Origin of the sequence: Rhizobium esperanzae (genome assembly GCF_014197615.1) — a bacterium.
Lineage (GTDB): Bacteria > Pseudomonadota > Alphaproteobacteria > Rhizobiales > Rhizobiaceae > Rhizobium > Rhizobium esperanzae_A.
The window spans coordinates 289311-314254 of the sequence record NZ_JACIFY010000005.1 but is presented as its reverse complement, the minus strand read 5'-3'; the positions used below and the strand labels follow the sequence as shown (position 1 = coordinate 314254).

Here is a 24944-nt window from a genome sequence, read left to right as displayed (position 1 = left end):
TGAAGGGTGAGCGGTCGGTCGGGCAAAGCCCGATAAAACAGTCCAGTGGACTGGTTTAAGACCCGAACGGGGCAAATCCTGCCCCCGCAACCAAATCTTCCACTTCACCATCGCCAAAAGCCCGCCCCGTGCGGGCTTTTGGCGTTTCGGCCCTCCAAAAACAGCGGCTGTCCGATAGTTCCTTAAAAACGGCCTTCTGTCCCATCAATCCCGGCAAGGAAGTCGGCTGCCTGGATCGTACCTAACGCGCTCGCCGTCTCTCTGAAATAAGGAAGCGTTTCCCAGAGGGCTCGGTCGCCGACGATGTAGAAACGGTGCTTGGCGCGCGTAAGGGCCACGTTCAGGAGGTTCGGCTTCGAAGCCGCCCAGGCTGCTGCTCCGCTATGGTCGGCGTCGGCGCCGAGCACCATGAAAACCATGTCCTCCTCCTTGCCCTGGAAAGTATGCACCGTGCCGATCCGCTCTCGCAGCCACCTCGACAGTCTTGGCGGAGATGAACGCGGATTGCCGTCCGCATCGATCCATCTTGCATGGGTCAGGGCCTCCCTCAGACGGTTCTTGATCTCTTTGAATGGCGAGATGAGATAGAGATCCGGCAATGCGCCATCCCGACGATAGGTGGCGGTGAGGAGATCGACGATGAAGTCCGTCTGTTCGGCAACAGCCTGCTTTCCGGATACCTTGCCCTTGATGTCGATCCAGGCGCTGTCGCCGTAAAACGGCGGCGCATCGCTGGCCGGCCGGCGTTGCCTCAGGCCGAATATCATTTTGTTCTGATAGGCGATCCGGTTGGCAAGGCTGAACATCGGATCGATGCAGCGCCGATGCACCCTGAGCGGCGTGCCGATCCAGAGTCCGTCCGCTTCCTCGCCCTCGATTGTCGTTCCGTAGCGGTTGGCGGCGTCGGCCAGCATCTGCACCGATGCCATGTTCGGCGAATATTGTCCTGTCGCCGTATGGGGCGAGAGCGCAGCAGTGGCGGCGATGAGCGCACTCGGCAGGGTGAAGACCGGTTCGATCTGCTGCGGATCGCCGATCACCATGACGCGGCGTCCCCGCAGCAAGGCCCCGACAGCGGCCTGGGGCACGGCCTGACCGGCCTCATCGATGAAAACCCAGCCGATCGAACCGGCTTCGAGGCCGTGGAACTGCCGGGAGAAGGACGCGAACGTCGTCGACACGATCGGAACGATCATGAAAAGGCTCTGCCAGATCAATGCAATATAGTCGCTGTCGACAGGATTGTTGTTGGAAAGCAGTTTGCTGATGGCGACGATGTTGCCGCCAAACCCTCCGCCCTTCCTGCCGACATCCGCCAGCCAGGCTTCATGCAGCGTCAACGCCGCTTCCAGCAATGCCGAACGCAAGGCCGCCAGTTCGTCCTGATGCCAAAGGCCGTCGATCTGGACCTGCTCGGTCTCGAGATCGGCAAGGCTCCTGGGTGCGGCGGGATGACCGAGAATTTCCGCCAGCCGCTCGAATTCTTCTCTTTTCGCGGACCAGATTTTCCGTCGTGACCGCAGTGCCCGTTCAGCCCGGTCATGCTCTCGCAAAGTCCGTTCCAGCACGGGCCCATCGGCTTTGACAAGCTGATGCTCGCATTCCGTCAGCGCCTTGCGCAGTTCCAGTTGCTTCAGCGCATTGGCGACGACGTCCTGCCGATGCTGCCTCGCGGGGTTGGTCGCCAGCAGTCTTTTCCATCGAGCAGGAGCGCTGCGGTCGAGCAACTGTTCCTCCTCCTTCAGATCAGACAAATCTTTCCTGATGCGACGCATTTCGGCGGCGACCCTGTCGCATCGATCCTGCGCATCTCGACGTTGGGCCGCAGCGGCTGCCACCCTTTCAAGCGCCTCGCGGCAGAAGCTATCCTGCGAACCGAGGGTGATCTCGTCATGGAGATCGGCATAACGTGCATATTGGCCGATCCTGTCGCGAACCGCGCCGTCGGCGGCATCAAAATCTGCCGACGCTTTGGCAAAGGTCGGTCCTTCATAGCTTTTCAGCCATTCCCAAATGGTCTGTGGCTTGTCAGGGCCGGACCAGCCGGGCTTCGGCCGGTCGATGATTTCCATGAAAGCGAAACGTTCCTTGAAGGCGCGGCGGTTCCTGGAATTCCCGAGCGCACAGGCGATCAGCCCCCATGGTCGGTCGCCGTCGGAAAGCTTGACAGTGGCGCCATTGTCCTTCTGGCAGGCGATCTTGTGCGCGACCGTTTGCAGATACTGGAATGAAGACCCTCTGGCGATCGCGCTTCGCTTGGGAAGGTCACGCGAAATATTCTCCACGGCGGCGTTGTTGGAAGAGGCGACGACCATCTCGAAACCGGCAAGGGCCGGGATCAGCGCCGATAGGGTGGCGGTGCTCCGATCTGCGAAAATGGCGCGGCGCACCGATCCGTCAAACGCATCGCGCGCCGTCTTCAGGCAAGAGAGAATCCGGGCGCGCCGAACGATGTTATCTGCGAACATGTCACGAAGCAGGGTCGTCTTTCCCGTCCCCGGTGGGCCGTTGACCGAAAAAAGTCCGGTTTCGGAAAGGTCGCCGACGGCTGAATTGATCGCGAACTGCTGCATGAGGCTCATCGCCTGATGCGGTTCGCCGAGCCAGCGTCCGCGGTTGAGATTGCCAGGATGCAAGGCCCGGACGATCGCCCGGCGTCCATCCTCCGAGTAGAGGTCGATCCGCTTCTCCCGGGAAAGCGCGGTGAGATATCGCCTGAGTGGCTCGGGAATATCGCCCTTTTTGACGCGCGTCATCGTCCGCTCGATATCCTCGATGAAGAAGCTGTTCAGGATACCGATCTCTTCCTCGACGTTTGCGCTCTCATCCTCCGCATCGTCGGCATCGGGCGAAGGGCTCTCCTGCTGCGGCGGCAGCGAGAGGACTTCCGGTTTTTCTATCCTGTCCTTGTAGCGGATTTCAACGGCGGCGATGGGCTTCTCCCGATGCGAGGCAAATTTGGCCCAATCGCAGAGCAATTCATGCAGCGTCAGGATCTCGCCGGCATCGATCGGTGGATCGTCGATGTCTCCTGAAGATGAAGATCTCAAATGCCGCTGCGCCCGAAAATTTTGCAGCAATTCCGATAGCTGCCGCTTGCTGTCGGCAAATGCCTCGGAACTGAGCGAGGAGAGGCCGGATTTCTGCACGCGCCCCAAGGCCCATGGCAGCGTGGAAACGGAAAATGTTTCGAAAATCGGCTGCCCCAGCGGCGTGAGCTGCAGGCTGGCAAAGCAGGTATCGCCATCGAGATCGCTGCGTTCGGCATCCTCATATTCGGCGATATCGGTCGCCAGACTGTCGAAGTGCCTGCGGATGCCGGTAATTTCGGATTTGCTGAAAACGCCGAGAAACAGGGTAAAACCGGTAATCTGTTTCTCCTCGGGGATCGCTGGACGGCTGAGTGCGGCACCGTCGTCTTCGAGCGTCTTTCTATGCAGCCAGAAGACACTGCGCCCTTCACCTGTGACGATACGGCTGGAGAGATCGTAGGGAATGAAGAACTCGATCTTGTGCCAGAAATCGAGAATGGCCAGAAGCCGTTCCCTTTCGGCGCGATCTGCATTGGTCTGCATGAGTTTCCGCTACGGAGTTGCAAAATTGGCTTGCGCCTCTTTTAACAAGGATCGCAACGCAAAATCAAAGACCATGCAGACGTGGCCGGCGTCGTTCGCCGAACTGGCACCGCCTTCGATCGATATCGCCCGGAAGGCGCGGCAGTTTTGGCAGCACCACGTTCATGCGGATTAGATCAAAGCCCGCCCGAGATCTGCGGGCTTGCGTGGATGAAGGCCCACAGCGTCTGGCTGATGGCGACGATTTCGGCGATCGACTTCTCCAGAAGGTCGAGCTCGCGTGCATCCATCTGCTCGATCTTGCCGTAGCGGATTTCCTTGTCGTCCTCGACCAGCCGCATCAGCTGCGTGCTGGAGATCTCTCCCTTCTCGTCGAAAGAATAGATGCAGTGATTGTATTTGTTGCGGATCTTGGATTCCTTTTTCAACCGCGCCGTGGCTGAGAGGATCGCCTTCCGGTCGGAAGGCGAGGTCGAAGCAAGCTTGGCAAGCCGTTCGACGAGGTCGATCCGGGCGCGCGTCGTGTTGAGCGTCAGGAAGACGACGATTGCCGTTTCCTTTTCGACCTTCAGAAGATGGGCGATGATGTAGATCAGCAGGCTTTCGGTGTTCGTCCAGACATAATTCAAGCGGCCGACCCGCAACAGGACATCGGACATCGCAGCCATGCTCGCCCTTTCTTCTCCGGAGGGGACGATCTTGTTGTTGCGGTCACAACGAAACTTCCCTGCGCCATGACGGCCGAAGCAAGTGGCGCCGTTGCGGCCCAGAAGCCGAAACCCTCCGACAAGGCGAAGAGAACCGCCGTCCCGACGATGCTGCGCAAGCGGGTCGAGCGCGGCACGCCGCCGTACCATTCGAGCTGTACCGTGCCTGGCGTCAGGTGCTACCGTCCTCGCCGATGTCTGAGTCACGCGAATTGCCGCCGAAGACGCTGGAGTCGACGGTGTTGCTGAGCAGGTTCGCACCCCGAACGAGCTCGAGGTAGAAGCCGGAATTGGCAGACACATCGATATCGGCGTTGGCGGTTACGTCGACGCCGTTGTCGGTATTGCCGCGATCGTCGCTATTGGCGAGGCCGACATAACCGGTCGAACCGTTGTCGACTTCAGTTGAATTGACAGCCCCGTTGGCAAAACCGTCAGCAAGCGCCCCGGCCTTCGTGATTTCGTCGCCGGGTGGCTTCGGGTCGCGCTGATAGTCGTCAGGCATCGGAGTGTCTCCAGAAAAAACCGGAGCAGCTTTTCGACATCCCTCTCATCTCAAATGGGATTTTGCTCGCGCTCGCTCCGATGTGTTGACATCGGCAGATGTATTCGAAACCAGTCATCTGCGGCATGATCGCGATTTGTTGATCAAATCGTTGGTATTGGGAACGTACGCACTCAGTACAAGACCGCTCGTATCCAGCTCATCCTCCTGGAGAGGATAATGAGTATTCGGGATTTATTTCGTTGAGTTGCCCCAATGGAGGTCTGGCATCAAAAACGCACGCAAATACCTGACGCTTTCATGTCGTCACTTGGGCAACCATCAAAGATTGCTGGAAAAATTGTGGATCCGATAGATATCAATTCGGGCTAAAGGCAGATCTGCCGCCGCTGGCTAGCCCTGTCGATGATCGGTTGAGACCGCTTCGGTTGGGTCGTCGCCGAGCAGCGAGCATTCCGGATACCGACATTCGCCGCTGGGTTGAGCGGCGCCGTTCGACGGTTGCCTGTCTCATTATTCGACACTTCCCGAATGCCAAAAATATAACAATCTGTACTGAAATATTACATCGAGCGCTCATCTATATTGAGAGCAAATATAACCCTGAAGTATCACCGACAGTAGAAATGCAACCAAGACTTTGTATATTATCGTTTTTTGCCCACTAAAACTAATCACTTTGGGCCATTTCCTTCCTTCTCAATCCGTATTAACATTATTAAGAAATGTCTAAAGAATAAAGCGGTGACAGCCGGGGCCGGCATTTCATAATATTTAATACCCGACATCGCTCCACGTTTGAGTAAAGTGTAACGCTAGGGGAGGCGTATATGTTCATGGCAGGCTCAGGAATGGAGAACGCAGACCAGGGAAAGAAGTTGGGTTCATCGGGAAATACTATCCTCGTGGTCGCCAAGGCGGATCTGTTTTCAGAATGCATGGTAGAAGCGCTGGCAAAGAAATTTCCGAACTGTGAAGTGGCAAGCATAACGAATACGAAGCCGATGCTGGAAAAAGATACCGGCGATTTGAAGCTCGTTTTATTCTATCATATACCTGCGCCGGAACTTCATGAGGCACTGCAGGCTGCCCGCGAAAATCACCCGGAAACCTCGGTCGGACTGGTCGTCGAAGCCATCGACATGCTTGAACCCTATGTCAGCCGGCTGGTGGAGGCAAGGATCATCGATGGAGTCCTGCCGCTCAACCTGCGGCTCGATGTCTTCATGGCCGCGGTGGATCTGCTGATGAAGGGCGGCGAACATTTTCCCTCAGCGCTTCTCAATCGCCTGACCAACAACAACGCCCAGCTGGAGCCGTCGCTCTATCAGACGAAGTCGGTCGACGTGGCGCGCACCAATGCGCTGAAGCTGAGACGCGACAGCATTTCCGCTTTGACCACCCGCGAGGTTCAGATCCTCGATCTCATCTGCAAGGGCACGCAGAACAAGATCATCGCCGACAAGCTGCATCTTTCCGAAAACACGGTGAAGGTTCACGTCCGCAACATCTACAAGAAGATGAATGTGCGAAACCGCACGGAAGCAGCATCCCGTTTCTTCAACGAGCATCCTGCCGGCGACGACGACATGTCCGGCCGGTGGCGCAACTGATCGACAGCGCGACCTTTCTTTCAGACGTGCAGACGACGTTGCTGCCCTTTGAATTGCTGCATAATTCTGTCCTTGGACCGATTCCGATTTGAGGAATTATGCAGCGGCGCTGTTGCTTCAGATCGAGGGGCGCGCAAAGCAGCGCGACTTCTGTCCGAAGCCACTTGGAGAGCAGATGTAGGGCGCTGAGCCGTGATAGGCGACGCGAACTGTTGCTGCGGCCGGGCGTTCGGACCGATCTGCCGGATAGGTATAGGCCTTCGAGACGCGCGACACCTCGACCGCGTTGTTTTTCGCGATGGCGGCCATGTCGTCGTTAACGACCGTGCAGGCCGTTGCTCCGATCACAAGGGTCGTTCCCCAGGCGAACATCGCAAAATGAAATAGGCGCCAGCCTTTCGGCTGCGCTGCATCTCGTTTTTTCAACATGGTCAAAACCCCTCTCATATGGCGCTTCCGGATGCAAGCTCGGTCCGCAGTTCAACGCGGCCAACCGTCCCCCATTTCTTCTACGTCAACTTCATTGAGTGAGGCTTGAGCAAATGTCTGGATACTCGCTGGAAGTGCAAAATAGATAGAAAATGATTAATCATCTGTTAAAGCAAAGAATAGTGCGTAGTTATTTTGGATGGTTGTAATTTTTAAAGTTGACCTTGGCTGTTATCGTCATATCATTTGAATAGTAATTCTGTTATCTTAAGAATAACTAAAAAGTTATTCGTGTTGAAATAGCCGATGGGCGAATATCAACAAGGATAATTGAGGCGCGCAGTGCATCAATAAATCAAAAGACTAAAACATGGGAAGGAGTTTGTAATGCGTAGTTTCGTTCCCAGCGAAGGCTATTCTAAAGCATCAGGCATAGCGGTGCCCCAGGGGGTGGACACCGTTCTGGTCAACGGCGGAGCCGGGTTCCTCGGTTCGCATCTCTGCGAAAGACTTCTGCAGCGCGGTCATAAAGTCATCTGTCTCGACAATTTTTCCACCGGCCGCCGCGTCAATGTCGATCACCTCGCCTCGAACAGCCGCTTCCAGATCGTCGAGCATGATGTCCGCCAGCCCTTCGATATCCACGCGTCCCTCATCTTCAACTTTGCCTCGCCCGCCTCTCCGCCCGATTATCAGCGGGACCCGGTCGGCACGCTCCTGACCAACGTGCTCGGCGCCGTCAACACCCTGGACTGCGCGCGCAAGACGGGCGCGATCGTCGTCCAGTCGTCGACATCGGAGGTCTATGGCGACCCGAACCAGAGCCCGCAGCACGAATCCTATTGCGGCAATGTCAACCCGATCGGACCGCGCGGCTGTTACGATGAAGGCAAACGCAGCGCCGAAACCCTATTTTTCGACTATCACAGGACTTACGGCGTCGACATCAAGGTCGGCCGCATCTTCAACACCTACGGTCCGCGCATGCGCCCGGACGACGGGCGGGTGGTTTCCAATTTCATCGTGCAGGCTCTGCGCAATGCCGATCTGACGATCTATGGCGATGGCGAGCAGACCCGTTCTTTCTGTTATGTCGACGATCTCGTCGACGGTTTCCTGCGTTTTTCGGCTGCCGGCAGCGCCTGCATCGGCCCGATCAACCTCGGCAACCCGGCCGAGTTCACCGTTCGCCGCCTGGCGGAAATCATCCGGGACCTGACGAATTCCCGTTCCAGGATCGTGCACCTGCCTCGCGTCATCGACGACCCCCGCCAGCGGCGGCCGGATATCTCCAGGGCTGCGGCCGAGCTGGGCTGGCAGCCCCGCATCGGGCTCGAAACCGGCCTCGCCCGCACGGTCGACTATTTCGATGGCGTGCTCGCCGGCACAGAGAAGGCGGAGGTCGTATGAGATGCCCCGCTATATTCTGGTTACCGGCGGCGCCGGTTTCATAGGCAGTCATATCTGCAAAGCGCTGGCGCGCGCCGGCATGGTTCCGGTCACCTACGACAATCTCTCGACCGGACATGCCGACAGTGTCCGCTGGGGACCGCTGATTCGGGCCGAGCTTGCCGACGCCGCCACGCTGCGCCGGACCCTCGCAGAGTTTTCGCCCGATTGTGTCATTCATTGTGGCGCCAATGCCTATGTCGGCGAATCTGTCGAGATGCCCAGGAAATATTACCGGAACAACGTCGTCGGCAGCCTCACGCTGCTCGAGGCCTGCCTCGACCAGGATATCGGCCGGATCGTCTTTTCGAGCAGTTGCGCCACCTATGGCATTCCCGCCTCCCTGCCGATCCGCGAGGAAAGCCCGCAGTTGCCGGTCAACCCCTATGGGCGCACCAAGCTGATATTCGAGATGGCGCTCGAGGATTTCGCCGCCGCCTATGGCATCCGCTTCGCCGCGCTGCGTTATTTCAACGCGGCCGGCGCTGATCCGGAGGGCGAGCTTGCCGAGCGCCATCAACCCGAGACCCATCTCATCCCTCGTGCCCTTCTCGCTGCCGCCGGCCGGCTGGAGCGGCTCGATGTCTTCGGCACCGATTATCCGACCGAGGACGGAACCTGTGTGCGCGATTATATTCATGTCAGCGATCTCGCGCAGGCACATCTTGCCGCCGTCAATCATCTGATGGAGGATGGCGGCTCGCTCAGCGTCAATCTCGGCTCCGGCCGGGGCACCTCGGTGCGTGAGGTTCTCGAAGCCATCCATCGCGCGACCGGCCATGAAGTCCCCGTGCGTTATCGCCCCCGCCGCGCCGGCGATCCGCCGATCCTCTTCGCCGACATAGCACGGGCCAAGGCGGAACTCGGCTTCACGCCTGTTCTTTCGGATATCGATACGATCATTCGCACCGCCAGCCCGACCTTTGGACTGGGGGTCGTTGCATGAGTGACGTCTCGCGCTTTGGCTACGGCGCCAGGACGGCAAAAGCCGCCACCGCCGCGGATGCGTTCGATGCTGTTTTCACCGGCTGGCACCGCGTTGCCTATGGCTTCGGCATCGTCTGCTGGCTGGCGGCGCTCGGCTACTTCTGGATCTGGTGGTGCCAGTCCGCCCATATCATTTCCTGGGCGGCCTTCATGCTGATCACCCTGGTGCTCGCCTGGATCACGCTCGTGCCGGCCTATTTCATCCTGATCTTCCTCGATGCGCGGACGGTCAGCCCCGGCGCATCGCTTCCGGAAGGGCGGGTGGCAATGGTCGTCACCAAGGCGCCGTCCGAGCCCTTTGCCGTCGTCCGCGCCACGCTTCAGGCGATGCTCGACCAGGTCGGCGTCGAATTCGATGTCTGGTTGGCCGACGAGGATCCTTCGCAGGAAACCAGGCGCTGGTGCGCCGAGCACGGCGTGCTGATCTCGACCCGAAAAGGGGTGGCGGAATATCACCGCACGAGCTGGCCGCGCCGGACACGCTGCAAGGAGGGTAATCTCGCTTATTTCTACGACCATTTCGGTTATGCGCGCTACGATTTCGTCGCCCAGTTCGATGCCGATCATGTGCCGACGCCGACCTATCTCCGCGAGATCCTGCGTCCCTTCGCCGATCCCGGGATCGGCTATGTCTCCGCCCCCAGCATCTGTGATGCGAATGCCGGAGCAAGCTGGGCGGCGCGCGGCAGGCTCTATGCCGAGGCGAGCCTGCATGGTTCGCTGCAGACCGGTTACAACAATGGCTGGGCGCCGCTTTGCATCGGCTCGCATTATGCGGTTCGCACATCGGCCCTTCGTCAGATCGGCGGTCTCGGCCCCGAGCTTGCCGAAGACCATTCGACGACGCTGATGATGAATGCCGGCGGCTGGCGTGGCGTGCATGCCGTCGACGCCATCGCGCATGGTGAGGGACCGGCGAATTTTGCCGATCTCGTCGTCCAGGAATTCCAGTGGTCGCGCAGCCTCGTCACCATCCTGCTGCAACATTCCCGCCACTATGTCACGCGTCTGCCTTGGGGGCTGAGATTGCAGTTCGTGTTCTCGCAGCTGTGGTATCCGCTGTTTTCCGCCTTCATGGCCGTGATGTTCCTGCTGCCGGTTGCCGCCTTGCTGACGGGCCACGTCTTCGTCGACGTCACCTATCCGGATTTCCTCTTGCACTTTGCGCCGATATCGATCGTGCTGACGCTGTTTGCCTTCTTCTGGCGGGCGACGAGAACCTTCCGGCCGCACAATGCGAAATTGTTCGGCTGGGAGGGGCTCGCCTTCATCTTCCTGCGCTGGCCGTGGTCTCTTGCCGGCAGCCTGGCGGCCGTCCGCGATCACGTCTCCGGTTCCTTCGTCGACTTCCGCATCACGCCGAAGGGCGGGCAGCAGCAGCAGTCTTTGCCGCTGCGCGTCGTTGCGCCCTATATCGGGCTCGCCGGGCTTTGCGCGGCCGCCATGGCGCTTCCCAACGAGGCCGCATCCGCGCAGGGCTTTTATATCTTCGCCGCGATGAACCTCTCGATCTATCTGTCGCTGACGGTGCTGATCGTCACGCGCCATGCGATCGAGAACGGTCTGCCGCTGCGGCCGCAATCCCGCGGGCTCTGGCTTGCGACGGCCACCGGATTGGCGATCTGCGTCACCGGCGGCATGCAGGCCGGCAGCCACGGTCTGCGCAGCCTCGAAGCCCTTTCCCACGGCCAGACGATCGTCAGTTTCAGCCAATCGCAGTTTGCCGTCGCCGGCGCCGGGCTCGGCGGCAAGACCAGGACCGTGAAGTTCCGCATCAGATGGAATGGGTTCGGAAACACGGGACAGGATCAACAAGGTGTCTGAGCCGGCGGAACCGGCAAGTATCGAGTAGGAGGACGTGATGCGTATCGGATCGAGATTGTATGGGGCAGCCCTTGCCCTCAGCCTGTGTCTGCCCGTGGCAGCGAACGGTGCCGAGGCGGCGGGAACGAAGGCACCGACGCCGCTCAGCGCCTATGAGCTCTATCGGATGTATGGCGACAGGACCTGGACCTGGGGCACCGGCGGCGGCCATTTCTTCGACGAGGGCCGGCGCTTCGTCGCCTGGACCAGCGACAAGGGCAAGCAGTCTTTCGCCGAAGGCAGATGGGTGGTCGACGATCTCGGCCAGCTCTGCATGCGCGCCACCTGGACCAATGCCGAGGGCGCGGCCCGCGCCAGCACCTGTTTCGGTCACCAGAAGCTCGGCAACACGATCTATCAGCGGCGCCAGCCGGACGGCAACTGGTACGTCTTCCGCCATGCAAAGGCGCGTGATGACGACGAATTCCGCAAGCTCATTCCTGTGGATACCGTGAGCGCGAAGGCGCGCGAACTGAAGCAGGTCCTGCTGAGCCAGGAGTAGCCCGAAAAGGAGGGCGAGCCATGAAGAAGCTGATCAAAAAGAACCTCTCGACCGCTGCGATAGCGCTGCTGCTGCTGTCGGTCGCGGATCTGCCGAGCCGAAGCGAGATGCAATATGCAGGCATTGTCCCGAACCCGGCGGCGAGCGTGCGGACGATCATCGACAAACGTCCGGTCGTTCATGCCGACGGCATCAAGTTCGGCGCTTACGATCCGAACGGCGATTTCGGCGCGCAGGCAAATGTCGCGACGGAACACCTGTTCCTGCCCTGGGAAGACGTCGATCTGGAAACGCTGCGCGTCGCCGATGCCTACGCGCTGGCGAGGGGCCGCAACCTGCTGATCACCATCGAGCCGTGGTCCTGGGATGTCGAGTGGCGGCTGACCTCCGCCCAGCTTCGCGCAAAGGTTCTGCGCGGCGGCTACGATGTCAACATGCGGGCGATCGCACAGATGATATCTCAGCTGAAAAGCCCGGTGATCGTCCGCTGGGGACAGGAGATGGAAGACAAATCCGGCCGGTTCTCCTGGGCCGGCTGGAATCCGCAGGACTATATCGCGGCCTATAGGCGGATGATGGACATCGTCCGCCAGGAGGCGCCCGGCACCCGGGTCATGTGGTCGCCGAAGGGCGAGCCGGGCCTGCAGGATTATTATCCCGGTGACGACTATGTCGACCTCGTCGGGCTCTCGGTCTTCGGGCTGGAGCGCTACGATGAGCTCGCCCATAACCGGCACCGGACATTCTCCGAAGCGCTGAAGCAGGGCTATGATCTCGTCGCCGGCTATGGCAAGCCCATCTGGGTGGCGGAACTCGGCTACCAGGGCGGCGACGCCTATATGAAGCCCTGGATGGAAACCGCGACGCTGAAGCAGAGCGCTTTCCCGAACCTGCAGGAAGTCGTCTATTTCAACGACCGCGACGTGCATGCCTGGCCGTTCGATCTCGGCCGGCCCGACTGGCGCGTGGTCGAGAGCCCGGCGGCCAACTGACGCCACGCAATTCCCGCAAAATTGTATAGCGTTTGCGTTAGGAATTGCGTGAAAACAAAGAGATAGAGCGTTTTCGAGACTCTGGGAAAACGGAAACGCTCTATAGAGAGGCCCGCCGGGGTTTTGCGGGCCTCTCCTCTTATGTCAGGCGATCGATCATCCCTTGATCGTCGCCTTACCCTCTTCGATCAACCGGGTCGCCGCATCGGCCGGCGAAATCCGTTCGAAGGCGAGTTCGTCGCAGATCGGGCGCAGCACGCGCTGGTCGAACTGGGTTGCGCCCATCGGCACCGGCGGCGGATATTCGCCGACCTGATCCTTGAGAAGATTGACGTATTTGACCGTTTCCTGCTCCGTCGGGTTGAGCTGCGGCAGGATGGCTTCGCGCACCATCGGCGACATCGGCACGCCGCGTTCGACGCCGAGAATCTTGCCGGCCTCGACATCGTTGACGAAGAAGTCGATGAATTTCGCGGCCGCTTCGCCGTTCTTCGTCGTGGCGCCGACGCTCCAGATCAGCGCCGGACGATAGTAGTGGCCGGAGGGGCCGCCCTTCTTTTCGCGCGGCAGCATGGTGATGCCGAGCTTGTTCTTGATGATCAGCTGATAGCCGATCATCTGGTTGGAATAGGCCATGCCGATCACCGATTTGCCGAGACCGAGGCAGTTGGTGTCGATGGTGTTCTGATCGAGCGTCTGCACGTCGGCCGCAACGGTGCCGCCTGCCTTGCGCAGCTTCTCCCAGTAGTCGAACCATTCCGTGGCGTCGTCGGCCGTGAAGCCGAGCCCGACGCTTTCCTTGGCAAAGAGGCTCTTGCCACGCTGGCGCAGCCAGGCATCGAACACATAATTGTAACGCGCCGCATAGGGACCACCGCCCTTGCCGGAGGACTTGGCGAGCTCGACGGCGAGCTTGGCATAGTCCTCCCAGGTGAGATCGGGCGTCGGCAGCGGAATGCCTGCCTTTTCGAATTCGACCGTGTCGAAGAACATCGAGAAGGAGTTTAGGCCGAGGCCGACGCCATAGAGCTTGCCGTCGACGGTGGTCAGCTTCAGCATGTCGGCGCCGAAGCTGCCGACCTTCAGCGTCGAAGGGACGAATTCATCGAGCGGCAGGCAGGCGCCGCGCTTGGAATAGTCGGAGATCGTTCCCGGCTCGAGCTGGAAGACGTCGGCAACCGAGCGGCCGGCCATCTGTGTTGCGAGTTTCGTCCAGTAGCCGTCGCCGGAAAGCGATTCACCGACGATCGTGACGCCAGGCGTTTTCGACTGATAGAGCTTGGCGACGTCGAGCGTACGCTTGGCGCGGTCGTTGGACCCCCACCACATGGCGCGCAGCGACGTGTCCGCGGCAAGGGCCGGAAAGGCATTTCCTGCGCCGAAGGCGAGGCCGGCGGCGGCACTCGCTGACCCCATCAGGAATGAACGGCGATTGACCTGCATGATATCCTCCTTGTCCCAATATGCCTGCTGCCATCCTCCAATGGCGTTGGCGGGCATTTCGACGAGAAGAGTACGCAAAAAAATAATTATTGCAAGAAATAACGATTATCTTGCAAATTTGCATAATTTGCATAATGTTTGCCTATGAGCGATCAGAAAACCAAACAAGACCAGAAAATCAAACGGCCGCGCCAGGCCGATATTGCCACACTGGCCGGCGTCTCCGTCTCCACGGTGTCGCGTGTGCTCGCCAACGAACCGGGTATCAGCGAAACCGTGCGCCGTCAGATATTGAAGGTGGCCGCCGGGCACGGCTATCCGGTCAAACCGGCTTCGGAAACCGTTGCCGGGGGACTGGCACTGATTGCCAGCGACGGCGTCACCGGCGGTCTCAGCGTCTTCTATGAAACGATCGTCGAGGGGCTGCGGGCCGGAGCGGCCGAAGCAGGCATGCCCTTCGAAATCCGGATGGTTCGCGAGGATCGCATCACGCCGGACGCCGTGCGCGATTATATGCAGGCCGCCGCCGCCGAAGGTCTCTTTCTCGTCGGCATCGATCCGAACGAGATGCTGCGCGACTGGCTGCAGCACAATAGAACGCCGACCGTGCTGGTCAACGGCACCGATCCGAGGATGCAGTTCGACGGGGTTTCGCCGGCCAATTTCTTCGGCGCCTATCAGGCGACCAGCCGGCTGACACAGGCCGGCCATCGCCGAATTCTGCATTTGAGCGGTTCCCACCGCCAGACGATCCGGGAGCGCATCCGCGGTTTCGAGGCGGCGATCGCCGCCACCCCCGGCGCCGAGGGCCGTTTCGTGTCCATGGCGCTGCAGGGCAGCGCCAGCGGCGAGGCTCATGAACGCATGGCCGCGATCCTTGCCGAGAATGCCGGCTTTACCGCCGCCTTCTGCATGAATGATTTCATCGCCGTCGGCGTGCTCGAGGCCGTCACGGAGGCCGGCCTGCGGGTGCCGGAGGATTTTGCGATCGTCGGCTTCGACGATCTGCCCTGCGCGCTGATGACCAATCCGCAGCTTTCCACCATGCGTGTCGATCGCGCCGCCCTCGGGCGCGAGGCCGTCTCGCTGATGCTGTCCCGTTTCCGCAACAGGACGGCGCCGGCGCGCCACATCTGCCAGGCCGTTCTTCCCGTTCCGGGAGGGACCGTTCCGAATGCTGAAACCCGTGAGTGACGCCATGACCTATGATCCCGCCAGCGCCAACCCGCTTGCAGGCAATCCGCTGGAAAGCCGCGCCGATATGAGCCGTGCCCTGCTCGCGCTCTTCGATCCGCTGCTTGCCTGTTTTTCGAAAGGCAATGCCCGCGTCAGGCTCAATGGCGCCGCCGCCCATTTCGACCGGGCGGCAGCCGATCTCGAAGGTTTCGCCCGCCCGCTCTGGGGACTGGCGCCGCTCGGCGCCGGCGGTGGCGACTTCGCCCACTGGCATCGTTTTGCCGAAGGCCTCGCAAACGGCACCGATCCCGCCCATCCCGAATATTGGGGAACGGTCAATGGCCGCGATCAGCGCATGGTCGAGCTTGCCGCTCTCAGTTTCGCCCTGGCGCTGGTGCCGGAAAAGATCTGGGAACCGCTCGACGCGCCCGCCCGCAGCAATGTCGTCGCCTATCTCAAACATGCCAGGCAGTTCGACTATGCCGACAACAACTGGAAATTCTTCCGCATCTTCGTCGATATCGCGCTCGACCGTCTCGGCGTCGATTTCGACCGCAGCCTGACGCGGCAATATCTGCAGGAACTCGAAGGCTTCTATATCGGCGACGGCTGGTATCGCGACGGAAACGTGCGCCGTATCGACCACTACATTCCCTTCGCCATGCATTTCTATGGGCTGATCTATTCGAAGCTCGTCGACGACGATTACGCCAAACTTTACCGCGAGCGGGCGGTCCTCTTTGCCCGGGATTTCCGCCACTGGTTTGCCGCCGACGGCGCGACGATCCCCTTCGGCCGCAGCCTGACCTATCGTTTCGCCTGCGCCGGCTTCTGGTCGGCGCTCGCCTTTGCCGATCTCGAGGCTCTGCCCTGGGGCGAGGTCAAGCATCTCTGCCTGCAGCATTTGCGCTGGTGGAGGGACAAGCCGATCGCCGATCGCGACGGTGTTCTCTCGATCGGTTTCGGCTACCCGAACCTCTTGATGTCGGAGAGCTACAATTCCGCTGGCTCGCCCTACTGGGCGCTCAAGGCCTTCCTGCCGCTGGCGGTCGCCGAGGATCATCCCTTCTGGACCGCCGAGGAAAAGGCGCCGGAACCGACATCCTCTGCCATCCCTCAGCGTCATCCCGGCATGGTTCTCATGCCGGCGGGCGGCGATGTCGTGGCGCTGTCGTCAGGCCAGGAAAACCTGCAGATGCGTTTCGGCACCGAAAAATACGCGAAATTCGCATATTCGGCCCGGTACGGCTTCAGCGTCGAGTCCGATGAACGCGGCTTTGCGCTGGCCGCCTTCGATTCCATGCTGGCCTTCAGCGATGACGGCCTGCACTACCGCGTGCGTGAAACGAATGCGGAAGCCCGGCTCGCGGGTGATGTGCTTCATTCGAGATGGTCGCCCTTCCCCGATGTCGAAGTCGAAACCTGGCTCGTGCCCGCCGCCCCCTGGCATATCCGCCTCCACCGGATCAGCTCGGGCCGGCCGCTGCGGATTGCCGAAGGCGGCTTTGCCATCGGTCGCCGCGACTTCGAGCAGGATCGGCTGTCGGCTTCGGAGGGGGCGGCCTATGCGATCGGTCAAGCCGATTTCAGCGGCATTCTCGATCTCGGTTCCTCGGTCAAACGCACGGGGCTGGCGCAAAAGGCCCAGCCCAACACCAATGTGATCGTCGCCAAGACCATTGTGCCGCAGCTGCGCGGTCAGATTCCGGCCGGCGAGACCATTCTGGTGACGACGGTGCTGGCGCTCGACGATCCCGCCGCCGTCTCGTCGGCCTGGACACGGCCGCCGCAGGCACCGAACCTCGCGGCACTGGAGGCCCTGGTGCGGGAAAAGGGCGTGACCGTCAGCGCCATCGAAGCGCCGGGGCAGATGCCATGAGCCGTCCTGCCATCGTCCTTGCCATGGAGCCGTCGCGCACGGAGCATGTCCTGCCCGATGAGACCCTGCGCCGGCTCGATGCTATCGGCCGCCTGCTCGATTCCGAGCCGCTGCAGCGGTTGGACGATGCGCGAGCAAGGCGTCTGCTTTCGGAAGCCGAAATCCTGATCACCGGCTGGGGTGCGCCCTATGTCGGGCCTGAGATTCCCGCTGCCGCGCCACGGCTTCGGCTCGTCGTCCATGCGGCGGGCACGGTGAAGGGCATCATTGATGACGCCATCTTCGAAACCGGCATCGCGGTCAGCCACGCGGCCGAAGCCAATGCCGTGCCCGTCGCCGAATTCACGCTTGCCGCGATCCTCTTCGCCGGCAAACGCGCCTTCCGTTTCCGCGATCTCTATGTCGCCGACCGCAACCGCGACCGGACCTATCCGATGCAGCGCGAAGCGATCGGCAATTATGGCCGCACTCTCGGCATCGTCGGCGCCTCGCGCATCGGCAGGCGGGTGATCGAACTCTTGAAACCCTTCGATTACAGGCTGCTGCTGTTCGATCCCATGCTCGATGCCGCCGAGGCCGCCGGATTGGGAGCGGAGAAGGTCGACCTCGACGAATTGATGCGGCGAGCCGATATCGTTTCCCTGCATGCGCCGTCACTACCCTCGACGCAGCATATGATCGATGCGCGAAGACTGTCGCTGATGAAGGACGGGGCGACGCTCATCAATACCGCGCGCGGCATCCTCATCGATGAAGCCGCTCTGCTTTCGGAGCTGAAGACCGGCCGCATCGATGCTGTTATCGATGTGACCGATCCGGAGATTCCAGACGCGGGTTCGGTTTTCTACGATCTGCCCAATGTTTTCCTGACGCCGCACATTGCCGGCGCCATCGGCCTGGAACGGGCGCGTCTCGGCGCGATGGCGGCGGATGAGGTCGAGCGTTTTGTGACCGGCCGGCCGCTGCTCTACCGGATCAGCCGCGAAAATCTCGAAAACATCGCCTGAGGCGTCGCGCCGGCCCTGCGGTCAGCGCGGTGTTCTCAAGGAATTGGGCGAACCGTCATTGGCAAGCTCGGGCATCAGCTCTGCAATCTCGACCACCTTGCCGGTGCGCGAACTCGTCAGCGCGGCAATGCCGCAGAGTACCGACATGGCGCCCGCCCGCGTGCCGGCACGCTGGCCAAGCCGGTCTTCCATATCGGGCTTGAAGATCATGTTGCGCATCCGGTCGTCGCCGCCGTAATGGCCGCCGGTGAAATGCGGCACGACGATGCGCTCCACGGCCTCCCTGCCGTTCGGGAAATTACGGATGAGCAGGATCGTATCCTGCTTCGGCTCTTCCCAGGGCTGAGCCTCATACTGGCGGATTTCGATACGGCCTTTCGTTCCGTTGAAGGCCAGGTGATGGCCCTCGATCGGCTGGAAGGTATTCAGCGAATAGGAGACATGGACGTTGTTCCGGTAGCGGATGGAAACGACCATCGTATCGGGAATGTCGATGTCTTCGCGGAAAACGCAGCCGTCGCGGAAATAGCCGTCGATCTCGGAGGGGTCTTCATAGAGTTGATCGAGGAAGGGATCCTTTTCGAGATCGAGATAGTAGTCGCATTCATGCGTATGCGGACAGAGCTTGCAGCGGGGGCCGCGGAACGGGCCCTTGCGGCCGTAGTTCTGCAGGTCGGCAAACGAGGTGACGGCTTCCGGATCGCTGTCGAGATACCAGTTCAGCAGATCGAAATGGTGGGTGGCCTTGTGAACGAACAGGCTGCCGGAATTTTCCGTATAGGCATGCCAGCGGCGGAAATAATCGGCGCCGTGCTTGGTGTTGAGATACCAGTGAAAATCGACTGAAGTCACCCGGCCGATCTCGCCGGCATTCAGCAGCTCCTTGATCTTGGCGGCCGTCGGCGCATAGCGGTAGTTGAAGGAGACGTCGACCCGGCGGCCGGTACGCTTTTCGGCGTCGAGAATCCGGCGAATTTTCTCGATCGAGGTGGTCATCGGCTTTTCGGTGATGACGTCGATGCCGGATTCCAGCGCCCGCACGATGATATCGTCATGCGTATGGTCGGGCGTGCAGACGATGGCGAGATCCGGCTTCTGCTCGGCGAGCATGGAGTCGATATTGTCGTAAAGCGGCGCATTGCTGCCGATCATGTTGCGGGCGCGCTCGCCTCGCAGCGAATTCTTCTCGACGATGGCGGTGAGGTCGACATGTTCGCGCCAGCCGGCAAGCAGGTCCTTGCCCCACATGGTGGTACCGCGGTTTCCGGTGCCGATCAGGGCAAAACGGCGTTTCTCCATCGGATGATCTCCTTCACACGTGATGAAACAAATACTGAAATCAGATCTGGCAGCAGCTTCGGAAGCGCTCGACGCAGGTGGCGATGACCTCGTCGGCCGGACGCTTCCACCAGTTTTCAGCCGAAAAGATCTCCACCTCCTGCGCGCCGAAGAACCCGGCAGCCTCGATCATCCGTCTTATGCCTTTGAGATCGATGACGCCATCGCCCATCATGCCGCGGTCGAGCAGCATGTCCTTGGTCGGCGCCAGCCAGTCGCAGATGTGATGGGCGAAGATACGTTTCATCCGGCCGGCGCGGGCAATCTGACCGGCGAGGTCGGGGTCCCACCAGACATGATAGACATCGATCGCAACGCCGACATCCTCGCCGAGCGGCTCGCACATATCCAGCGCCTGGCCGAGCGTGTTCACGCAGGCGCGATCGGCGGCATACATCGGATGTAGCGGTTCGATCGCGAGCTTCACGCCCGCAGCTTGCGCATGCGGCAGCACGGCGGCAATGCCGTCGAACACCATCTGGCGAGCCGCGACAATATCCTTCGAAGCGCCCGGCAAACCGCCGACGACGAGCACGAGGCAATCGGCGGAAAAGGCTGCTGCCTCGTCGATGGCGCGTCTGTTGTCGTCGAGGTTCTTCTGCCAGTCGCTTTCGGTTGCCGCCGGAAAGAAGCCGCCGCGGCAAAGCCCTGTCAGCTTGATGCCGTTCGACTTGACGATCCGCACCGCCTCGTCGAGGCCGGCCTTGGCGACCTGGTCGCGCCAGGGCGCGATCGATGTGATGCCGTGCTTCAGGCAGATATCGACGGCCTCGGCAAAGCCGCATTGCTCGCGGATTGTCGCCAGATTGATCGAAAGTGCTTCGACCTGCATGTCATTTCCTCCCGTGTCCGCCGATGCTCAGTGAACGCCGTGGACGGCAAGCACCTGCCTCATGCGATCAGTCGCGAGTTCCGGATCGGCCAGAACGCGGGCCTTGTCGGCCAGCCGGAAGAGTTCGGCCAGATGGGACAGCGAGCGCGTGCTCTGCTGGCCGCCGACCATGGTGAAATGGTCCTGCAACCCGTTGAGATAGGCGAGGAAGACGACCCCGGTCTTGTAGAAGCGGGTCGGCGCCTTGAAGATGTGGCGCGACAGCGGCACGGTCGGCTCGAGTAGATCGAAGAACTCGTGGTTGCTCTTGCGGCCGAGCGCGTCGAGTGCGGCAGAAGCCGCCGGCGCGATGGCATCGAAAATGCCAAGCAGCGCGTCGGAATGGCCCTCTTCGTCGCCGGCGATCAGTTCGGCATAGTTGAAGTCGTCGCCGGTATACATGCGCACTGCTTTCGGCAGCTGCCGGCGCATGGTCACTTCTTTTTCCTTGGAGAGAAGCGAAATCTTGATGCCGTCGACCTTGGTGCTATTCGCTTCGATCACCTGCAGGCAGGTTTCCATGGCCTTGAGATGGTCGCCATTGCCCCAATAGCCCTCGAGCGCCGGATCGAACATTTCTCCCAGCCAGTGGATGATGACGGGTTCCCTGACCTGGCGAAGGATGCGGTCATAGACCCTGACATAATCGTCCGGCCCCTTGGCCGCGACGGCAAGCGCCCGGCTCGCCATCAGGATGATGCGGCCGCCGGCCGCCTCCACCGTTTCGATCTGCTCTTCATAGGCCCTGATGATCGTGTCGACGGTCACGTCGGGACCAGGCGACAGGTGATCGGTGCCGGCGCCGCAGGCGATCAGCGCGTCCTTGCGTCCGGCCGCCTCTGCAAGCGCCCGGCGGATCAGGTCGCGCGCCTCAGGCCAACCGAGGCCCATGCCTCGTTGCGCCGTATCCATCGCTTCGGCGACGCCGAGGCCGAGATCCCAGAGCCGGTGGCGGAAGGCGAGCGTCCGCTCCCAGTCGATCGCCGGCGTCAGCCAGGGGTCGTTGTCGGCGAGCGGATCGGCGACCACATGGGCGGCGGCAAAGGCGATGCGCGGAAAGCTCTTGGCGTCGCGCTTCTTCAGTTCGATCGGCGTGCCGGCAAGGGTGTAGGGAACGATCTTGCCGTCGAGGGGGAGATTGATCGTCGTCACGGCTCAGAACTCCAGTGCGGGGACGTCGAGCCAGCGGCGTTCGGCCCAGGATTTCAGGCCGAGTTCGGCAAGCTGCACGCCCTTGGCGCCGGCTTCCAGCCCATAGGGCCACGGTGCATCTTCGACCACGTGACGGATGAACATTTCCCATTGCGCCTTGAAGCCGTTGTCGAAGGCCTGGGTGTCCGGAACCTCGTCCCAGGTCTTGTAGAAGTCGATCGTCTGCGGCTGGTCGGGGTTCCACACCGGTTTCGGCGTGTTGACCCGGTGCTGGCTCCAGCATTTCGTCAGGCCGGCCACGGCCGAGCCATGCGTGCCGTCGACCTGGAAGGTGACGAGGTCGTCGCGGCGCACGCGCACCGCCCAGGAGGAATTGATCTGCGCGATCGCCCCGCCTTCGAGCTCGAAAGTCGCATAGGCCGCATCGTCGGTATCGCAATCATAAGGCTTGCCCTGCTCGTCGATGCGCCGCGGAATGTGCGTCGCGCCGAGGCAGGAAACGGATTTTACTTCGCCGAACAGATTGTCGAGCACATAGCGCCAGTGGCAGAGCATATCGAGGATGATGCCGCCGCCGTCGCCCTTGCGGTAATTCCAGGAGGGGCGCTGGGCGGGCACGCCCCAATCTCCTTCAAAGACCCAATAGCCGAATTCGCCGCGCACCGAGAGGATCTTGCCGAAGAAGCCGGAATCTCTGAGCAGCGCCAGCTTGCGCAGGCCGGGCAGGAAGAGCTTGTCCTGCACGACGCCGTGCTTCAGCCCGGAGCGCCGCGCCTTGCGGGCGAGATCGATCGCCACCTGCAGATCGTCGGAAATCGGCTTTTCGCAATAGACGTGTTTGCCGGCATCGAGCGCCTTCGACAGAAGTTCGGCGCGCATCAGCGTCGTGCCGGCATCGAAGAAGATCGTGTCGTCGGGATTGGCGAGAGCGGCGTCGAGATCGGTCGACCAGCGCTTGATGTTGTGCTTCTTCGCCAGCTCCTCCATCTTGGCGCCGTTGCGGCCGACGATGATCGGGTCGATCTCGAGTTTCTCGCCCGATTTCAGCGTGATGCCGCCCTGGTCGCGGAAGGCCAGGATGGAGCGCACCAGATGCTGGTTGTAACCCATGCGGCCGGTGACGCCGTGCAAGATAATCCCCAAGCGTGCCATTTTTTCCTCCCTGCAATCTTTTGCGGCGGGAGTGGGCATCCAGGCCCGGCCCTCCCAAGCCGGTAACTAAACAGTTACTTGATGGCAGAAGAGCGGCGAGCCTGTCAATAGTCAAATCCTGCTTTCTCTGTTCAGCGCTTGATCGAGGCGAGCGTGACGTGGACGATATGCCTTTCCCAGGCATTGAGATGGGTCGGCTCGATCAGGTCGCGGCCGAAGATCGTCGAAAGCGTGTACTGGTTGGAAAGGTAGAAATAGCCGAGCGAGGCGATCGTCAGGTAGACGTTCAGGGGATCGGCGGTCTCGATGAAGACACCTTGCTTCTTTCCCTGTTCCAGCACTTCGGAAAGTTCGCCGATCAGATGCGAATGCAGCTCCTTAAGCCGGATGGACTGGCGCAGCCAGCGGGCGCGGTGCAGGTTTTCGGTGCCGAGCAGGCTCAAGAATTCCGGGTGCTGGAGGAAATAACGCCAGGTGAAGAGCGCCAGTTCGCCGATGCCTTCCTCTGGGCTGCGGTCGCCGATATGCAGCGCCCGCTCGGCCGTGCGGATGCCGACATAGGCCTCTTCGAGCACCTTGAGGTAAAGCTGCTCCTTGTCGCCGAAATAGTGGTAGAGCATGCGCTTGTTGGTGCCGGCGCGCTCGGCGATGGCATCGACGCGCGCCCCGCCCATGCCGTTTTCGGCAAACTCCCGGGTGGCCGCTTCCAGGATTGCGGCGCGTGTCCGCTCAGGATCACGTTGGCTCGTCCGCTCCTGAGACGGACGTCGAGGCCGTTTCCTTTCCGCATTCCCCCCGCTGTCGTTCATCGCTCCACCCTCCGTCTTCACGTGTTGCGCTCATAAGCCTTCGGTGCGAAATTGTAAAAACCGAATTTGAAGGCTGGCTCGCGAGCCGACACACCGCTTGACACGCTTGCCGCTTTGCCCGTAGCTTGTAACCAATTAGTTATTTGCGCAAGCGAAACTAGTTTGGAAGCGTGTGGAGGCGCTTCCCTTTGGAGGAGGAAAAAATGACTCTACGTGTAAGCAGACGTAATTTCGTTGCGGGAAGTGCAGCACTTCTGTCGCTCTCGGCGCTCGGAACCAGCGCCATGGCACAGGAAACGCGCCTGCGTCTCCTGTGGTGGGGCTCGCAGCCGCGCGCCGACCGCACCAACAAGGTGTCGCAGCTCTATCAATCCAAGAACCCGGGCACGTCGATCACCGGCGAATTCCTCGGCTGGGGCGATTACTGGCCGCGCCTTGCGACCCAGGTCGCCGGCCGCAACGCGCCCGACGTCATCCAGATGGACTATCGCTATATTGTTCAGTATGCGCGGCGCGGCGCACTCGCCCCGCTTGAATCCTATATGCCGGCCAAGCTCAACCTTGACGACTTCGACAAGGCGCAGATCGAAGGCGGCAGTGTCGATGGCCATCTCTATGGCGTTAGCCTCGGGGCCAATTCGGCAGCCACGGTCCTGAACACCACTGCCTTCAAGGAGGCCGGCGTCGATCTGCCGACACAGGCGACCACCTGGGAAGAATTCGGCCGCATGGGTGCGGAGATCACCAAAGCCGGCAAACGCAAGGGCATGTTCGGCCTCGCCGACGGCAGCGGCGGCGAACCGCTGTTCGAAAACTGGCTGCGCCAGCGCGGCAAGGCGCTTTATACCGCCGACGGCAAGATCGCCTTCGACGTCGACGATGCATCGGAATGGTACGACATGTGGGCCAAGTTCCGTGAGGCCGGCGCCTGCGTTCCCGCCGATATCCAGGCTCTCGACAAGAACGATATCGAAACCAACACGGTGTCGCTCGGCAAGGCAGCCGCCGGTTTTGCCCATTCCAACCAGTTCGTCGCCTATCAGGCCATGAACAAGGACAAGCTGGCGCTCACCAACTACATGCGCGTCAAGCCGGATTCCAAGGGTGGCCACTATCGCAAGCCTTCGATGTTCTTCTCGGTTTCGGCCCAGTCGAAATCGGTGGATCAGGCGGTTGATTACATCAACTTCTTCGTCAAGAACCCTGAGGCTGTGCTGCTCCTGGATGTCGAACGCGGCATTCCGGAATCGGCTGCCATGCGCGAAGTCGTTGCGGCAAAACTCGATGAGAACGGCAAGGTCGCGCTGGCCTATGTCAGCGGCCTTGGCGACCTCGCCGGCAAATTGCCGCCGCCGCCGCCGGCTGGCGCCGGTGAAGGCGAGCTGATGCTGCGCAACATCGCCGAACAGGTCGGCTTCGGACAGCTGTCTCCCTCCGATGGCGGCAAACAGCTTGTCACGGAAATCACGCAGATTCTCGCAAGAGGCTGATCCCG

Annotated in this window: 18 protein-coding genes and 3 pseudogenes; 10 read left to right on the top strand and 11 right to left on the bottom strand. The window is 60.9% G+C overall.

Going from position 1 to position 24944, the window contains the following annotated elements:
• Positions 1–182 precede the first annotated feature (182 nt).
• From GGD57_RS09800 to GGD57_RS09790, 4 genes and pseudogenes are all read right to left on the bottom strand, one after another.
• Complete coding sequence (locus tag GGD57_RS09800; protein WP_184469147.1) at positions 183–3575, bottom strand: DEAD/DEAH box helicase; 3393 nt, start codon at positions 3573–3575, stop codon at positions 183–185.
• Between the two features lie 176 nt (positions 3576–3751).
• Positions 3752–4243 (bottom strand): hypothetical protein, encoded by a 492-nt coding sequence (locus tag GGD57_RS09795; protein WP_184469145.1) that lies wholly within the window; start codon positions 4241–4243, stop codon positions 3752–3754.
• 29 nt (positions 4244–4272) lie between these two features.
• Positions 4273–4458, bottom strand: a pseudogene (locus tag GGD57_RS29120) (HlyD family type I secretion periplasmic adaptor subunit); the annotation flags it as partial.
• Positions 4459–4565: 107 nt separating this feature from the next.
• Positions 4566–4787: pseudogene (locus tag GGD57_RS09790) on the bottom strand (fibrinogen-binding protein); the annotation flags it as partial.
• 830 nt (positions 4788–5617) lie between these two features.
• Between GGD57_RS09790 and GGD57_RS09785 the strand changes: the two are divergent.
• Complete coding sequence (locus tag GGD57_RS09785) at positions 5618–6400, top strand: helix-turn-helix transcriptional regulator (RefSeq protein ID WP_085735439.1); 783 nt, start codon at positions 5618–5620, stop codon at positions 6398–6400.
• Positions 6401–6517: 117 nt separating this feature from the next.
• On the opposite strand, the gene GGD57_RS09780 is transcribed toward GGD57_RS09785, so the two are convergent.
• The gene (locus GGD57_RS09780) at positions 6518–6829 is read right to left on the bottom strand and encodes a hypothetical protein (protein ID WP_184469143.1); all 312 of its coding nucleotides are present in this window, start codon (positions 6827–6829) and stop codon (positions 6518–6520) included.
• A gap of 387 nt (positions 6830–7216) precedes the next feature.
• Between GGD57_RS09780 and GGD57_RS09775 the strand changes: the two genes are divergently transcribed.
• The 5 genes and pseudogenes from GGD57_RS09775 to GGD57_RS09755 all read left to right on the top strand — a co-directional run bounded on the left by GGD57_RS09775 (position 7217) and on the right by GGD57_RS09755 (position 12622).
• On the top strand, positions 7217–8239 hold the full coding sequence (locus GGD57_RS09775) for a UDP-glucuronic acid decarboxylase family protein (protein WP_184469141.1): 1023 nt from the start codon (positions 7217–7219) through the stop codon (positions 8237–8239).
• 1 nt (position 8240) lies between these two features.
• A complete protein-coding gene (gene galE, locus GGD57_RS09770; protein ID WP_184469139.1) occupies positions 8241–9224 on the top strand; it encodes a UDP-glucose 4-epimerase GalE in 984 nt (327 codons plus the stop codon).
• Positions 9221–11089: a glycosyltransferase family 2 protein gene (locus GGD57_RS09765; RefSeq protein ID WP_184469137.1), complete on the top strand. Its 1869-nt coding sequence runs from the start codon at positions 9221–9223 to the stop codon at positions 11087–11089. The genes galE and GGD57_RS09765 overlap by 4 nt, the downstream gene beginning before the upstream one ends.
• 37 nt (positions 11090–11126) lie before the next feature.
• A pseudogene (locus GGD57_RS09760) lies at positions 11127–11644 on the top strand (DUF995 domain-containing protein); the annotation flags it as partial.
• A gap of 6 nt (positions 11645–11650) precedes the next feature.
• Positions 11651–12622: a glycoside hydrolase family 26 protein gene (locus GGD57_RS09755; protein WP_184469133.1), complete on the top strand. Its 972-nt coding sequence runs from the start codon at positions 11651–11653 to the stop codon at positions 12620–12622.
• Positions 12623–12778: 156 nt separating this feature from the next.
• Here GGD57_RS09755 and GGD57_RS09750 read toward each other — a convergent pair whose 3' ends face one another.
• Complete coding sequence (locus GGD57_RS09750) at positions 12779–14065, bottom strand: ABC transporter substrate-binding protein (protein ID WP_184469131.1); 1287 nt, start codon at positions 14063–14065, stop codon at positions 12779–12781.
• A 144-nt stretch (positions 14066–14209) separates the two neighbouring features.
• Here GGD57_RS09750 and GGD57_RS09745 point away from each other — a divergent pair, with 144 nt between their 5' ends.
• Genes GGD57_RS09745 through GGD57_RS09735 form a run of 3 tightly spaced genes read left to right on the top strand, consistent with a single transcriptional unit; the run spans position 14210 to position 18127 of the window.
• Positions 14210–15259, top strand: a complete 1050-nt coding sequence (locus GGD57_RS09745; protein WP_184469129.1) for a LacI family DNA-binding transcriptional regulator — start codon at positions 14210–14212, stop codon at positions 15257–15259.
• Between the two features lie 4 nt (positions 15260–15263).
• Positions 15264–17120 (top strand): DUF2264 domain-containing protein, encoded by a 1857-nt coding sequence (locus GGD57_RS09740; protein WP_184469173.1) that lies wholly within the window; start codon positions 15264–15266, stop codon positions 17118–17120.
• On the top strand, positions 17117–18127 hold the full coding sequence (locus GGD57_RS09735) for a hydroxyacid dehydrogenase (RefSeq protein ID WP_184469127.1): 1011 nt from the start codon (positions 17117–17119) through the stop codon (positions 18125–18127). The genes GGD57_RS09740 and GGD57_RS09735 overlap by 4 nt, the downstream gene beginning before the upstream one ends.
• 21 nt (positions 18128–18148) lie before the next feature.
• On the opposite strand, the gene GGD57_RS09730 is transcribed toward GGD57_RS09735, so the two are convergent.
• The 5 genes from GGD57_RS09730 to GGD57_RS09710 form a co-directional block, all read right to left on the bottom strand.
• Positions 18149–19426, bottom strand: a complete 1278-nt coding sequence (locus GGD57_RS09730) for a Gfo/Idh/MocA family protein (RefSeq protein WP_184469125.1) — start codon at positions 19424–19426, stop codon at positions 18149–18151.
• A 40-nt stretch (positions 19427–19466) separates the two neighbouring features.
• Positions 19467–20297, bottom strand: coding sequence for a sugar phosphate isomerase/epimerase family protein (locus GGD57_RS09725; protein WP_184469123.1), 831 nt, complete (start codon positions 20295–20297; stop codon positions 19467–19469).
• A 27-nt stretch (positions 20298–20324) separates the two neighbouring features.
• Positions 20325–21488 (bottom strand): DUF993 family protein, encoded by a 1164-nt coding sequence (locus GGD57_RS09720; protein WP_184469121.1) that lies wholly within the window; start codon positions 21486–21488, stop codon positions 20325–20327.
• 3 nt (positions 21489–21491) lie between these two features.
• The gene (locus GGD57_RS09715) at positions 21492–22640 is read right to left on the bottom strand and encodes a Gfo/Idh/MocA family protein (protein WP_184469119.1); all 1149 of its coding nucleotides are present in this window, start codon (positions 22638–22640) and stop codon (positions 21492–21494) included.
• 131 nt (positions 22641–22771) lie between these two features.
• Positions 22772–23449: a TetR/AcrR family transcriptional regulator gene (locus GGD57_RS09710; protein WP_184469117.1), complete on the bottom strand. Its 678-nt coding sequence runs from the start codon at positions 23447–23449 to the stop codon at positions 22772–22774.
• A 203-nt stretch (positions 23450–23652) separates the two neighbouring features.
• Here GGD57_RS09710 and GGD57_RS09705 point away from each other — a divergent pair, with 203 nt between their 5' ends.
• On the top strand, positions 23653–24939 hold the full coding sequence (locus GGD57_RS09705; RefSeq protein WP_184469115.1) for an ABC transporter substrate-binding protein: 1287 nt from the start codon (positions 23653–23655) through the stop codon (positions 24937–24939).
• Positions 24940–24944 lie beyond the last annotated feature (5 nt).